Source organism: Bacillus sp. DX3.1 (genome assembly GCF_030292155.1).
Lineage (GTDB): Bacteria > Bacillota > Bacilli > Bacillales > Bacillaceae_G > Bacillus_A.
The window spans coordinates 1,601,150-1,614,898 of the sequence record NZ_CP128153.1 but is presented as its reverse complement, the minus strand read 5'-3'; the positions used below and the strand labels follow the sequence as shown (position 1 = coordinate 1,614,898).

The 13,749-nt window shown below is 35.2% G+C and carries 16 protein-coding genes; 5 read left to right on the top strand and 11 right to left on the bottom strand.

Annotation, left to right across the window (positions count from 1 at the left end; genetic code table 11):
* Window positions 1-43 precede the first annotated feature (43 nt).
* Window positions 44-379: an antibiotic biosynthesis monooxygenase family protein gene (locus QRE67_RS08105; protein ID WP_286124384.1), complete on the top strand. Its 336-nt coding sequence runs from the start codon at window positions 44-46 to the stop codon at window positions 377-379.
* Between the two features lie 3 nt (window positions 380-382).
* Complete coding sequence (locus QRE67_RS08100; protein WP_286124383.1) at window positions 383-994, top strand: dienelactone hydrolase family protein; 612 nt, start codon at window positions 383-385, stop codon at window positions 992-994.
* A 313-nt stretch (window positions 995-1,307) separates the two neighbouring features.
* Here the strand turns inward: QRE67_RS08100 and QRE67_RS08095 are convergent, their stop codons facing one another.
* From QRE67_RS08095 to QRE67_RS08065, 7 genes are all read right to left on the bottom strand, one after another.
* A complete protein-coding gene (locus QRE67_RS08095) occupies window positions 1,308-1,484 on the bottom strand; it encodes a DUF3951 domain-containing protein (RefSeq protein WP_286124382.1) in 177 nt (58 codons plus the stop codon).
* Window positions 1,485-1,544: 60 nt separating this feature from the next.
* Window positions 1,545-1,856, bottom strand: a complete 312-nt coding sequence (locus tag QRE67_RS08090) for an AzlD domain-containing protein (RefSeq protein ID WP_286124381.1) — start codon at window positions 1,854-1,856, stop codon at window positions 1,545-1,547.
* Complete coding sequence (locus tag QRE67_RS08085) at window positions 1,847-2,572, bottom strand: AzlC family ABC transporter permease (RefSeq protein ID WP_286125214.1); 726 nt, start codon at window positions 2,570-2,572, stop codon at window positions 1,847-1,849. The genes QRE67_RS08090 and QRE67_RS08085 overlap by 10 nt, the downstream gene beginning before the upstream one ends.
* Window positions 2,572-3,402 carry a TrmB family transcriptional regulator gene (locus QRE67_RS08080; RefSeq protein WP_286124380.1) on the bottom strand — a complete coding sequence of 277 codons (831 nt, stop codon included), beginning with the start codon at window positions 3,400-3,402 and terminating at the stop codon, window positions 2,572-2,574. The genes QRE67_RS08085 and QRE67_RS08080 overlap by 1 nt, the downstream gene beginning before the upstream one ends.
* A 30-nt stretch (window positions 3,403-3,432) precedes the next feature.
* Entirely contained in the window at window positions 3,433-4,146 is a 714-nt protein-coding gene (locus QRE67_RS08075) for an alanyl-tRNA editing protein (protein WP_286124379.1), read from the bottom strand.
* A 213-nt stretch (window positions 4,147-4,359) separates the two neighbouring features.
* Entirely contained in the window at window positions 4,360-4,536 is a 177-nt protein-coding gene (locus QRE67_RS08070; RefSeq protein WP_286124378.1) for an NUDIX hydrolase, read from the bottom strand.
* Window positions 4,537-4,735: 199 nt separating this feature from the next.
* Complete coding sequence (locus QRE67_RS08065; RefSeq protein WP_286124377.1) at window positions 4,736-5,629, bottom strand: DNA-binding domain-containing protein; 894 nt, start codon at window positions 5,627-5,629, stop codon at window positions 4,736-4,738.
* A gap of 193 nt (window positions 5,630-5,822) precedes the next feature.
* Here QRE67_RS08065 and QRE67_RS08060 point away from each other — a divergent pair, with 193 nt between their 5' ends.
* Together QRE67_RS08060 and QRE67_RS08055 are read left to right on the top strand one after the other, a co-directional pair.
* Window positions 5,823-6,425: an HD domain-containing protein gene (locus QRE67_RS08060; protein ID WP_286124376.1), complete on the top strand. Its 603-nt coding sequence runs from the start codon at window positions 5,823-5,825 to the stop codon at window positions 6,423-6,425.
* Between the two features lie 126 nt (window positions 6,426-6,551).
* Complete coding sequence (locus QRE67_RS08055) at window positions 6,552-7,007, top strand: VOC family protein (protein ID WP_286124375.1); 456 nt, start codon at window positions 6,552-6,554, stop codon at window positions 7,005-7,007.
* A 322-nt stretch (window positions 7,008-7,329) separates the two neighbouring features.
* On the opposite strand, the gene QRE67_RS28600 is transcribed toward QRE67_RS08055, so the two are convergent.
* The 3 genes from QRE67_RS28600 to QRE67_RS08045 all read right to left on the bottom strand — a co-directional run bounded on the left by QRE67_RS28600 (window position 7,330) and on the right by QRE67_RS08045 (window position 9,284).
* A complete protein-coding gene (locus QRE67_RS28600; RefSeq protein WP_353507056.1) occupies window positions 7,330-7,632 on the bottom strand; it encodes a VanZ family protein in 303 nt (100 codons plus the stop codon).
* A 122-nt stretch (window positions 7,633-7,754) separates the two neighbouring features.
* Window positions 7,755-8,318 (bottom strand): hypothetical protein, encoded by a 564-nt coding sequence (locus QRE67_RS08050; protein WP_286124374.1) that lies wholly within the window; start codon window positions 8,316-8,318, stop codon window positions 7,755-7,757.
* 651 nt (window positions 8,319-8,969) lie between these two features.
* Window positions 8,970-9,284, bottom strand: a complete 315-nt coding sequence (locus QRE67_RS08045; RefSeq protein ID WP_286124373.1) for a DUF3892 domain-containing protein — start codon at window positions 9,282-9,284, stop codon at window positions 8,970-8,972.
* 476 nt (window positions 9,285-9,760) lie between these two features.
* Here QRE67_RS08045 and QRE67_RS08040 point away from each other — a divergent pair, with 476 nt between their 5' ends.
* Complete coding sequence (locus tag QRE67_RS08040; protein ID WP_286124372.1) at window positions 9,761-10,591, top strand: CPBP family intramembrane glutamic endopeptidase; 831 nt, start codon at window positions 9,761-9,763, stop codon at window positions 10,589-10,591.
* 523 nt (window positions 10,592-11,114) lie between these two features.
* On the opposite strand, the gene ppsA is transcribed toward QRE67_RS08040, so the two are convergent.
* Window positions 11,115-13,730, bottom strand: a complete 2,616-nt coding sequence (gene ppsA / locus QRE67_RS08035; RefSeq protein WP_286124371.1) for a phosphoenolpyruvate synthase — start codon at window positions 13,728-13,730, stop codon at window positions 11,115-11,117.
* Window positions 13,731-13,749: the final 19 nt, after the last annotated feature.

The window sequence follows — 13,749 nt, the reverse complement described above, 5'->3', positions numbered from 1 at the left end:
TTTATGATACAATACATCTTATTATTGTATATGGAGGAAAAAAATGGACAAATCAAATAAAAAGCCCCCCCCTTATTATGCAGTTATATTCACTTCCCAACTTTCACAAGACACTACAGATTACGACGATGTTGCTGAAAAAATGGAGGATCTTGCAAAGCAACAGCCAGGATTTATAAGCGTTGAAAGTGTACGAGATACGTCTGGGTTGGGAATTACCATTTCATACTGGGAATCACTTGAGGCAATTAAACATTGGCGAGAAAATGCTGCCCATACTATAGCGAGACAACGAGGTCGTGAACAATGGTATGAACAATTTCACATGAAGATTTGTGTTGTTGAAAAAGAATATGATTTTCAAAGAAAAAGTTTATAATCTATGAATCATAAAGTAGCTCTTATTGTTGTGCACGAAATATACGGAGTAAATGAACATATGCAGGACGTTGTAACAAAATTTTCTTCGCAGCATATAGATGTCTTCTGCCCAAATCTTTTACAAGGTAACACTCCTTTTCATTATGAAAAAGAACAAAAAGCTTACTCCCATTTTATGCACATCGCCGGATTCCAACATGGAAAAGAACAAATTGAAAATATAATTTTACAACTACATAAAGACTACACATACATCGGACTCATTGGTTTTAGTGTTGGTGCAACCATCGCATGGCTATGTAGTAAAAATCAAAACGTTGATTTTGTCATTGGTTGCTATGGATCGCGAATACGGGATTATACGCATATTGTACCTACATGTCCTACGCTATTAATTTTCCCAGAAAAAGAAGCAAGTTTTTCAGTTCCTTCTCTTATCACAGCTTTGCAAAAACAAAACAATCCATTTCTACATATACAGCAGCTTCCCGGAGAGCATGGATTTCTTGACCCTTACACTACAAAGTATAACGAAAAATCTACAAAACAAGCATTCGAAATGATAGATTCGTTTCTTGGAAAAATTGTGATTGATAGAGTGAGCTTGCCATAAGTGGATGCTTCATTGTCCACTTATGGTTAGTTGAATTTATCGCTCTCTTATGAGCAGTTACCTCCCTCCTAACCACATTTGTTTCATTTGTAGTTTGATGTTTTTGGAATCTGTGAAAAAAATCTATCGAAAGGAGTTATGACATGTCATTTACACTACTTTTATTAGTTTACTGTTTGGGCTATTATTGCACGGGATTTCCAACATGTAAATTCGTCTTATAGGAGCTGGGCCAATCAGTATTTTTTAAAGTATCTCGTTTTTTAAATTGGTGCGCTCCATCCAAACAGGAATAAACAGATAAAAGAAAGGCTTAAAAGCCTTTCTTTTCCTTATCTTTGTTTACATGTGGTTGCGCTGTGATGGAATCAACTGGTGTGTAATAAATTTGCGGGGTTGCTTTTTTAACAAACATTGTATAAGTCATAAGTCCAATTATAAAACAGAAAAACAGTGTGAACAGAATAACACCTATTGTGACAATGAGCATAGCACCCTCCCCTTTAAATCGTGATATTACATATTTCGATACAATATGCGAGAATCCTTGTTACATGAAAAAACGTAACAAAATAATCACAATCACGCCCGTTAATACCGCTCCTAATAAGCTACGTGTATAAATGACAACAAGGAACGTTGGAATAGCAGCTAATATATAGTCCCATTGCATCGTTTCATGCATAAATAACACTTGAGCAAGGAGTGCTGCTAGTATCGCAATCGGTATATAATTCAGCCACTTTAAGCCCCAGTCTGGAATTTGTATTTTACTAAATACAAGAAGTGGTAATATTCTCGGAATTAATGTTACCAAACCTGCTCCTAATAAAAGTAATAGTACATCCAACCTTACTTCCATTTCTCAATCACCACCCCAATTGTTGCTGCTGCAAGTGTTGCAATAATAACCGCTACGCTTGCTGGTACGAAAAAATGTACGCTATACGCAATCACAATTGCTGCAACTGCTACACTTACATGAATCGCTAATTTTGGATGGTTGCTCATTAACTGTAGAACGAATAACCCAATAAACATAGCGGGTAATGCATAATCCATTCCATACGTATGTGGATCTGGAATCCACTCTCCAAAAATACCCCCAACAATATTTGCCAAGATCCAGTTTAAGTACCCCGTTACATTTAAACCGAGCATCCACTTTTCACTTAAATATTGCTTTCCCGAGGCATGTTGCGCTGCGATACCAAATGTTTCATCTGTAATTTGGGAACCGATTATCATATTCTTCATAAAAGGGACTTTCTTTAAATAAGGTGCTAACGCTGCACTCATTAACAGGTGACGTAAATTGACAAAGAATACAGTAAATATAATTGCTGAAGCAGGTGCGCCTGCCGCAAACATACCAGCTAGTATGAATTGTGAGGATCCAGCATAAATCAGGATAGACATAAGCGTAATTTCTGCTAAAGAAAACCCGGCTGTTTTTTCAATGACGCCTGCCGCAATCCCGATACTTAAATAGCCCAGCACTGTCGGCAAACAATCCTTCACACCTTGCCGAAACGTTTCATCTTCGTGCATTGGCATTTGCACTTCTGCCCTAGCCATCATTCTTCCCCCTTCATTTTTTGAATCAGTCGTTTTCCCGTTACAACGTGAACCAAATCAGAATTATTTCGCCATAGTGCATCAAGCTTATTAGGTCCAAACTCTTGCGTAATTTCTTCAACCATAATATCGTGACGAACATATTCCGTTGCCACGAGCACTAATACCGGGTCATACGTTGTCACAGCCCATGATGTGCTATGATCTAAAAAGTTAGCAATGAGCACTTCTTTTCCATCCCGTGCAACAATTGTTAAATGACCGCCCATCCGCTCTTTCACAACATCCGGTGTCATATAGTTATGATGAAACGTCGTTCCGATTTTAGTATGCGGTGCTCCAAATAAAACAGAAAAAATATGTACGCCTTCCTGTTCTTTCTGCTGGATTAACGCTTCTAACTGAAACACCTGCTGTTCCCATACAGAAATCCATAATTCTTCTTCCGCCCGCTCAATGATATTGCTTATTTCTTTCAAAATACGTTCATCGCTGCGAATATGAGAGATGACATCTACTTGGCGTTCCTGCTCCAAACAATTTAACTTTTGATCAAGAAAATCAAACGATTTTTCAAAATCCTTTCTCATTCGGTTCATTAATTCACTTGCTGATACAGGAACATACTTAACCGGTTCTGACGGTACTAAATGCACCGCACCTTTATCCATCAATTTACCGAGTACTTCATAAATCATCGAGCGCGGTACTCCTGTTTGCTTACTAATTTCATATCCTGTCGCTGGATAATGCTTTAATAAACCGATATAAGCTTTACATTCATATTGTGAAAACCCTAATTTTTGTAGTTCCTTCATGACTTCATCCACTGCAATCCCTCACTCTATCTTTGTTTGTATTTACTGGACAGCACGTACTTCAAAGCGTCGATTTTGTTTTCCTTTACTTTTCACTTTATCGATCACAAGGGAACCAATTTCGTTTGTATACTTTACATGTGTTCCCCCGCATGCTTGCTCATCAATATCTTGAATCGTTACAATGCGAATTTCTTGAATAGATAGTGGTAGAAGGTTTATCGCTGTTTTAATCATTCCTGTAGAATTTTCTGCTTCTTCGCGGCTTATGAATCTTGTAGAGATTTCTTTATTTTGCTGAATCAACTCATTTACTTCTGTCACAATTTCTTGCACTTGCTCACTTGTTAACTCTTGTAATTCATTAAAATCAATACGTGCTTTATCAGAATAAATTTGATTCCCTGTACATAGCGCCCCGTATTTTTCATATACAACTGCACCAATCAAATGCAGTAAGGAGTGATGACGCATCAAATTATGACGACGCTCCCAATCGATTTCTGCTTGAACTGAGCCAAGCTGTAAATCCGTTGCATCTTTCACATAGTGAACAATCTCCCCTTGTTCTTTTTTTACTTTTTCAACTTCGAAAGTATGCTCCCCCTGTATAAAAACACCTGTATCACATTCTTGGCCTCCACCTGTCGGATAAAAGATTGTTTCCTTGACAAATACTCGCTCTCCATCAATTTTCGTTATCTCTGTTTGACAAGTTCTTTCATATGCATCCTGTAGAAATAATACCTCTGTCATGTCCCCACCCCTTTAGTAGTTATTGTTATACCTACTAATATAAAAAGAAACATTCGGACAGTCAATAAAATTCTGAATTTTATATAAATTTATTTTCATTCCTAAAAACTTAGCTTGTCCTACTATTATTTTGAAATCAAAAATAAAAATAGCCCTCAGCGGAAATTTTCTTCCGTTCTACTGAGGGCTTTTACGGGATACATTCCTGTATTTTTACTTTTGATATTCTCGCAATGCATTTTGTAATGTTAACGTTAACGGCGCCGGAAGACTCTCTAACGAAAACCACCCAATCCCATCAATCGCATGTTGTTCCAGATTTTCCGCTGTCCCATTTTTCACCTTTGCGATATACGTTGGACATATCCAATGCGCCTCTTCTTCAGGCAAAAGATGAATGAAGTTACTAAACTTGCAGTAGGAAAAAAGATAAACATAGGTGGAATAAATGACCATTACGTAACATAATTGGCGTTATCAGTAACATAGAAAAAGCACAAACCTTTGATATTACTAGGCTTGTGCTTTTTCTTTTGCAAAATTTTTATGCAGTGGCATTTACGCTCTTGTTTTATCAGGTACTAGAGTCTTACTGTTTCATTGACATAGTTTGTTTTTCATTGTGTACTCCGCTCTTATGTAAATATTGTTTACACATATTCACAAAATACGGTAATGTTCGAATTTGTTCAATATCAGAGCTCTCGATGAAATGATTCATTTGATTTGTCATTTCTTTCATACTCGAAATAAGTTCTTCCTTTTCACATCGTAGTTGCTCATTTTCTGCACGTAGAGCATGTAATTCCCTCTGCACATCATGTATACCATGTTCTTCTCTCATATGCCCTGCTGCCAAACTAGAAAGTTTGTAAATCCCTTCCATAAATTGATACAGTTCTTGTTTTTCACTTTGTACACCAATTGTTTCAAAATTATCAACAATCCCTGATAACACTGTAACAAGATTATTTTCTGTATGTTCATTATGAAACCCAACGCTATTTTCACGCTTTAACTTTTCTTCAGTATTTTTTCCAGATCCATGTTTTCTCTTACGACCTGGTTTTCCCTTTTTAATATTTTCAAATGGCAACTCTTGTTTTTTTAATTTATAGTACGTATTCTGCAGTTGACTTTCTGTTTTTGGAAACAACTGAAGGCTTTCTTTATTTACATACTTTGAAATATCCGCAATATTCAAATCATAACGCTGGCAAAATTGATATGTCACATATAACAATTCTAATTCAGATTTTAACCACATAATAGGAGATTGTTCATACGCTAACAAACCACCTATTTTCTCAATATCTCTTTGAAATACGACCATTTTATTATATAAACCCATTAACTCTTCATACGTTATATGGAATTGTTTCTCTATTTTTTTACATTCCTCTTCTACTTTACTATCATTTTTCATTTCATCTGACATATTTTTCAAAAGACTTAGTACAGTAATTGCTGCATGTTGGTACATTGTATTCCCACTCCCTCTCAGCACTTTGCAATTTTTATATTAATTCTTTGTCTTTTGTAAAAATAAAAAAATATTATAAAAATATTTTACAATATTTCTAAATTATCCGTCAAATCAAAATGGTACAACAACAAAATTGACACATTTCATTTTTATATTAAGATTATTGTATAGCAATATAAGGGGGATCCATATGGAGCACAATATTTTACAAGTTATTGCACTAGCAGAAAAGCTGAAATATGAAATGAGACACAGCTGGCTTTCAAACGGTCGTCAAGAAAGTGTCGCAGAACATACATGGCGTATGTCACTCATGGCTGTTCTCGTTCAGCCTTATTTAGATAAAACAGTACAAATGGAAAAATTACTTAAAATGGTCATCATTCATGACCTTGTTGAAGCAGAAGCTGGTGATATTCCTGCTTTTGACACAATGAATAGTGAAGAATTACAACTAAAAAAACAAGAAAACGAACAACAAGCCATTCGAAATATTAAACGTACATTAGACGGCCCTCTTGGGGACGAATTATACGATTTATGGATGGAATTTGAAGCAAAAGAAACATATGAGGCAAAAGTCGCAAATGCTCTTGATAAACTGGAAGTAAAAATTCAGCATAACGAAGCAGACATTGATACATGGCTTCCGATTGAACATAAAATGACATTCCAAGTTGCTAAGCATACAGACTTTGACTCTTTCTTATCAAAATTACAGAAATTAATTGAACAAGACGGAGAGAAAAAATTAATTGCTGCCGGAATTGATGTCGAGGCATGCAAACAGTAACAGCTCATGATAAATGAGCTGTTTTTTTATTTCATACTTTTGTATGAGGTGTATTCCAATCTTTTTGTTGATTTAATCTGGAAATATATAGATTAAAATAAGAAGAAACAAAGGAGGCGATTTTTTATGATCAAGGGACTATATGAGGCACATCTTCCTGTTAGTAATCTAGAAATATCAATTCCATTTTATGAATCATTAGGTTTAAAACTATATAAAAAATGTAAAACGACTGCTTTCTTTTGGATTGTAGAAGAACAAAGTTGGTTAGGACTTTGGCAAGGAAAAGAATATAAAACAAAATATCATCCTTCCCTGCGGCATGTAGCTTTTCAAGTAGAGTTGAATGATTTAGAAAAGGCTATAGAATGGTTGAGTCATAAAGGGATTACTGCCAGAAAGGATTTTGGAATGGAACCGATTGAACCAATTGTTTTTCCAGAACAAGCACATGCAGCAGTATATTTTGATGATCCTGATGGCAATAGTTTAGAACTCATTGCTAGACTTCCTATTGAATTAAAAAGGACTGATAAAATGTATTTAAGTGAATGGAAGAAACTTTCACACTCCCTATACTAATAGCCTCATGACATCAAAATCTATAACGTATACCTACCTTTTTAAACATAATCGTAATTTTAAAAAACGATTCTACGGTCAAACGTTCGGTGTGTTAGGAGACTGTTTCCACAAAAAAGAAAGAGCGAAATAACTCTTTCTTTTTTGTGATTCTTTTTATTTATTAGAAGGCTATGTTAAACTTATCAATACTAAATTTTAAAAAAACTTATGTTTTCAACCACAATACGATGTATATATGTATATAACGTTAGACACGCAAAAAATAAGACTGACCTATTATGTCAGTCTTTCTCTATGTTCTGTTTCACTAACGCACCCGTTAGTTGAAAAACTTTAACCTCTTATTTTTAATAAAAACTAATATCATAAAACCTAAAATACTACCTAATGTATTTAAGATAATATCATCTACGTCAAAAACACCTAATGTAGTAATATATTGAGTAGTTTCAACGGAAACACTAATAAAAAGAGATAGATATATCACTTGACTAAGATATTTTACATCAATAAAGACCAGTGAAACCAAAATTCCCAAAGGTAGAAATAATAATACATTCCCAAAGGTATTATAAAACCAAGTGCTGAAGTTATAATGCTCAAAGTTCAACAAGTAGTTCATGATGTAAAATGACAATAAAGTCGATTAAATCTAAGGATTCTTCAACAATCGCGCCCGATTGTTGAAAATTGTCCCGGAACACCAACACTGAAAGGATATTCAAGATAAGCATTATAAGTAAATCATTTCCTTAAATACCTTCTTTTGGTGGACTGTTTATTTTTAATCCGATGCTGGAACGACAGAGTCGCTATAAATACAGTTACTCCCCACAAGAACAATCCTCCGTACGTTACCACATACACCCAAATGGCTAACCCTTCGGTGTATCCTTTTGGAAGCACTCCTAAAAATTGAAGAGCTGTCAAGAAGCTAATTAGAACTGTCAACACCCCAACTGACCATCCTAATATGATTAATAACCATTTTGGTAGTTTCTCCCCCCAGGAAGTCACGAGAGCTAAAGCAAATAAAGATGCCAGCATCGCCAAGATAGCTGTGAAGTCTATTCCGATGGTATATAACGTATATAGAAAAGCAGGTCCTTCCTTTAAGGTATCACCAAACCCTGCTACATTTTGTACAGCTTGTTTTGTTGTAAGTCCTACCGTTGATCCCCATGCCCAAAGCGATTTTAAAATCGCATACGGCAACAGTGCAAGAGCTGCAACATAGCCCCATCCTTTAGTCAAATAAGTTTTATCAGCTATTTCTGACCTCATATGTTTCTCATGTTTTAAGCTCAAAAAACATTCTCCCTTCTCATTTAAGAAATGAAGCCTATTAGTTTTAAAAACTACCTAAAAGTACAAAGTTTCAAAAGTCTTCAAATAAGTTCTGCCCTTTATATTCTTATTCAATATTAGAGCCTTTTTATTCTTTATATCCTTTAAATGAATTACATAATAGGTACGTACTGATTGGACTATATATTTGTACCTTATTTAACAACGATGACCTTTTCTGTAATAAATCACAATTTTAAGATCGTTCATATAAATTCCTTTTTAAATTTATAATTAAACGAACTAAATTGTTAAATATATAAGGGCAATTAGAAACCAAATTAAAAAGCCTGCCCAAATGATTATTTGGTGTTTCTTTTTTAAAATTTATCATGAACTAAATCGTAAAAAGTCATAAAAAATAAGGAGTGACACATATTAGTCATGTATAATATGCACCACCCCTTTTACTTATTTTTCCACATATTCAGCAAATTTGGGTTTCAGTTTTATAAAAAGTTTGATCATTTTCAACATGTGTTTCTCCACAATTGCGCCCTATAATTGAATAACTGATGGTTTTCTTACAGCAAGTTTACGAAGATCACAGTAAATTAGTAAAGTAAAGAAGAGAATATCCAAATTAACATTCTCTTCTTTAGGTTTACCCGTTTAAAAAGAAGGTAAGTTATCTAAGTTATTTTCTTTAATACCATCAGGTTCACTACGTATAATATCCCTGCCATACTTATAAAATACGTCCACATGAGCTAACTTCCCTGATTTTGCTTCATCAAGAGCAGTAATATAATCTAATTCTCTTCCACTACTTGTTTTAAAAGCAATAATATCATCCTCATCATTTTTACGAACTGCAACAATTTGTTCTACTCCTGAATCGACTTCCTCAACTACTTCCAATTGAGCTTGGTCTTCCCCTTGTTGTAAGTATTCATTATAAACTTTTTGAAAGTCTTTTTTATCCATAAAACTCACCTCCAAAACATTTTATTAGTATGTTCGGAAGCTATTAGTTTTATGTACTATGACCCTTAATGGGGTAGCGTCAGGAAAATGCGGATTTGTTCATTTTAAAAAAAGTTTTAGACTAAATATCGTTAATCTAATTAGATTTCTCAATTCTTGCTTTTCTAACTTAATAAAATAAAGATGTAGACTGATTGCTAAATTTTATTTCTTAAAAAAGTTTTTATTAAAATAAAGTATTAGACTAAATAGTAGCTATGCAATTTTTATACGGGAAATAAGAATAATTCTGAGAAAACATACGTAATTTTAAAAGAGACAAAGGTCTAATCCTTGATGAATATAGAATTAGTCTCTGTGTTTACTGCGTATAATGATACGTTATGTAAACCTCACATGAATACGACATACAGCGAAAAATCTTCACTCCATCGCACTTCTTAAATGGTGTAATTAGGAAAAAGAGGGAGATGAAAATGACAATTGAGAAATATCGACATCCAATTTTGTTCTATGGTTTATCAATTGTAATTCCGTGGGTATTGTGGTTTATTGCTGCATACATAAGTCATATTGAGTCAAGTAGTCATGTATATGTTATCGTAGAAAGTATATTAGGAGTTATTGGATTAGCAAGTCCCATGATAGTTGCCTTTATTTTGATGTTTTTAGACTCTGACTTACGAAACGATTTGTTAAAAAGGCTCTTTCATTTTAATGCGATAAAACCATTTTATATTATTGTGACATGTTTTCTTATGATTGCGAGCATTCTTCTCGCACAAGCAATTTCTTTGCTTTTCGGATATAGCCCTTCTCAATTTTCCTTAGCAGGAAAATTTTCGTTTTCGGCAGGTCTGTTTCCAGCATGGTTTTTGCTTTTTGTTGCTCCGTTACTAGAAGAGTTGGCTTGGCACTCGTATGGCACGGACTGTTTACGAAAACGGTTTAATCTGTTTACTGTATCTATTATTTTTGCTGTATTCTGGGCTTTTTGGCACTTTCCTCTATCCTTTATTAAGGATTATTATCAAAGTAATCTGGTTGAAACAGGGGTCATATATTCTATCAACTTTTCGTTGAGTCTTATTCCTTTTGTGATTTTGATGAACTGGTTGTACTATAAAACGGGACGGAATATTATCATTCCCATCGTTTTTCATATTACGGCTGGTTTTTTCAACGAAGTGTTTGCAACACACCCCATGAGCAAAGTCATACAAACCGTTCTTTTGCTTATTTTATCTATCGTAATTGTAATAAAAGAACGTGATTTCTTTTTCAAGTTAGAATATCAAGAAAAATAATACAGTTTCATGAGCCACTTGTATTTTTTCCCTGTGTGATTTCCTAGCGAGAAGTCATTACCAATAACGCTGATTATGTGAATGAAAAGTCCCTTCAGTACTCTGAAGGGACTTTTAAAGTTTTTGCGATACCTTGGTTTTATGTTAGCAAAAAGTTCTTTCATGTACAGAAAACACCTTTTCAGTCTACAACTATTTTTTAACAGTCTAATACTTTTTTCTATAGTCTAAAACATTTTTTTAATGAGACAGGATTTACAACGTTAAGGAAATTATAATATTAAAAAGCCCAATTTCTCAGTATTAAAATTGAGAAATTGGACTTTTTTCGTTACTCCAGAAAAGCGCCCTTTAACAAAAGAATCGATTTCAAGATAATCTTAACAGACGCTAATATCGATCTTCAGTTACTGTCCCCTTATATGTCCTAGTGACAGGGTTCTTACCATAGACCGCAAAGCACCATGATGTCAATGATTCTCCTAATTCGAATGCTCTTCTTTTATGATTTAAATGTAACGAATTATAGTATTTCTATATACCCTTCTGTTCCATCCACCCTGATCCTTTGTCCATCCTTGATTAACTTCGTAGCATTCTCCACCCCGACAACTGCCGGTAAGCCATACTCACGTGCGATAACTGCTCCATGAGTCATCAGTCCGCCAACTTCGGTGACTAGACCTTTTATAGACACAAACAATGGTGTCCAGCCAGGGTCAGTAAAGGAGGTGATCAATATATCTCCATCTTCTAAATCAGCATCTTCCATGTTTAAGATGACACGTGCTCGGCCCTCTATCACTCCGGAAGAAACAGGAAGACCTACAATCGCTTCGGCTGGGAGATTTTCTCGTTTGTACTTACCCGCAATGATTTCACCATCAGACGTGATAACACGTGGAGGCGTTAGTTTTTCATATAATTTGTACTCATCTTTTCGTTTACTGATGATCCCATAATCCAGTTTATTTGTACGGACGACTTCGTGAAGCTCTTCAAAAGTCAGGTAGTATATATCTTCTGTTTCACGAATAACGCTGTCTTGTACGAGTTGTTCGGCTTCTTTCAGTAAAGCCTGCTTATAAACGAAGTAGCGATTAATCATACCGTATTTTGGGTATTCACGATAACCAATGAAATTCCGGATTAGGCTGATCATTCGTTTTGTCTCTTTTACTTTTTGTTTACCGTCCGGTAAATGCTTCAATCGATCTAATAACTCTTGTTCTTTTTTCAAAGCTTCCTGTAGCCCTTGTTCAAATTTCCGCTTACCAGCATTAGGCTCAAAGTCTTTGATGTTATTTAGAATCATTGGGATAATCGTATTTGGTTTTTCAATCCAACGAGTTTTCGTAATATCGATTTCTCCACTACATCGCATTCCGTATTTATCGAGATAAGTATAGATAGCGTCTCGAGTTTTTTCTCCACCTTCAAACGTAACCAGTTCATCCAAAAAGTTATTATCTTTTACATGTTGTAAATAATCAATTACTTCTGGATAAGGACGAATCACATCTGCGACATCCAATAATGCTAGACCCATTTCCGAAGTAATATTGTTTGGTACAGATTGAGAAAGGGTGTCGGCTGCGTTTTTTTCACCTAACCACTCGTTCATATTTTCATTGATCCATGATGAAGCATCTATAGCAGCCATAAACACAGCTGAACTTTGTGGGTCAAATAAAATCTTCTTTAATATCTGGATATCTTCCAGAATAAAATCAAATAAATCCGATCCTAATTTCGTTTGGATGTTTTGTTTTAACTCTTCTATCGATGTTTGACTACTCTTAATCAAATCAGAAACGATTGTCGGGTCGTTTTCGATTTGTGCCCTAGAATCCGTAGACGACAAACTTTTATTGCTTTTACCGGAACTCTGTTCTTGCTTATCATTTGGTAAAGATTTTATGAAATCTCCTCGCTCTATTATGGTCATAAGTGCATCTTTCATGAGCGGATCGTGTTGTCCCATGGCATCTAATAACATTTTTCTGCTGTCAGGTGAAGCCAGCATATGTGTGACATCAACAAACAACCTTCCACCAGCTTTACGCATGGGTGCATTAGTCGTTAACAGGAAAAAAGACAATCCCAGTGGTTTCATGGGATCGGTCATCATTTGTTGATGACCGACAGATACATAAACGTGATTTTCTTGATCATTCACTTCAGGGATCGGGTATAAAGTAGTGATTGGCCGACTCTGGACAATATAAAATGTATCATCAACCAAACACCATTCGATATCTTGTGGGCAACCAAAATAAGTTTCGATCTGTCTTCCTGTGCGTGCTAGTTGTAAAATTTGTTGTTCAGTAAGTGTTTGAGTCTTTTGCTGATCAGGATCGATCTGCTTTGTCTCTGTTCCGCCGTCTTTTAATCCATAGATAGCCAATTTTTTGGTTGCTATCATCTTATCGACGATTTCCTCTTCCTGTACTTTATAACAATCGGCAGATACCAAGCCAGAGACCAGTGCTTCTCCAAGCCCATAACTGGCATCGATTGATAGCAGCTTTCGGTTAGAAGTAATCGGATCAGCGGTAAATAAAATCCCTGAAGCCTGTGGGAAAACCATCCTTTGAACGATAACGGATAAATAAACTTGACTGTGGTCAAATCCATTTTGCATACGGTAGATTACCGCGCGATCCGTAAATAGGGAAGCCCAACATTTGCTGATATGCTGCAAGATGGCTTCTTTTCCGATGATATTTAAATAGGTGTCTTGTTGACCAGCAAAAGAGGAATGTGGTAAATCTTCAGCAGTCGCACTGGAACGCACTGCATAAGCATGTTCATCACCAAACTGGGAGAGATAGTGAGTAACTGCTTTCACAACATCGGAAGGAATTTCTACTTCCATAATAATTTTTCGAATCTTCCTGCTGATTTCACCAATTTGATCACGATCCTCTACTTTTAGCATTGTTATTTGATCCAACAATGCTTGAAACGTTTCGTTTTGTTCGATGGCTTTTTGATATCCTACTGTTGTAATACAAAATCCTTCTGGTACTTGTATTCCTTGAATTTTTGATAATTTCCCTAAATTTAACCCTTTTCCGCCAACGAGCAAAAGCTGTGTTTTTTCTATCTCCTGAAAACCGAGAACCAAAGAACTCATTCTACATCTCTCCTAACCA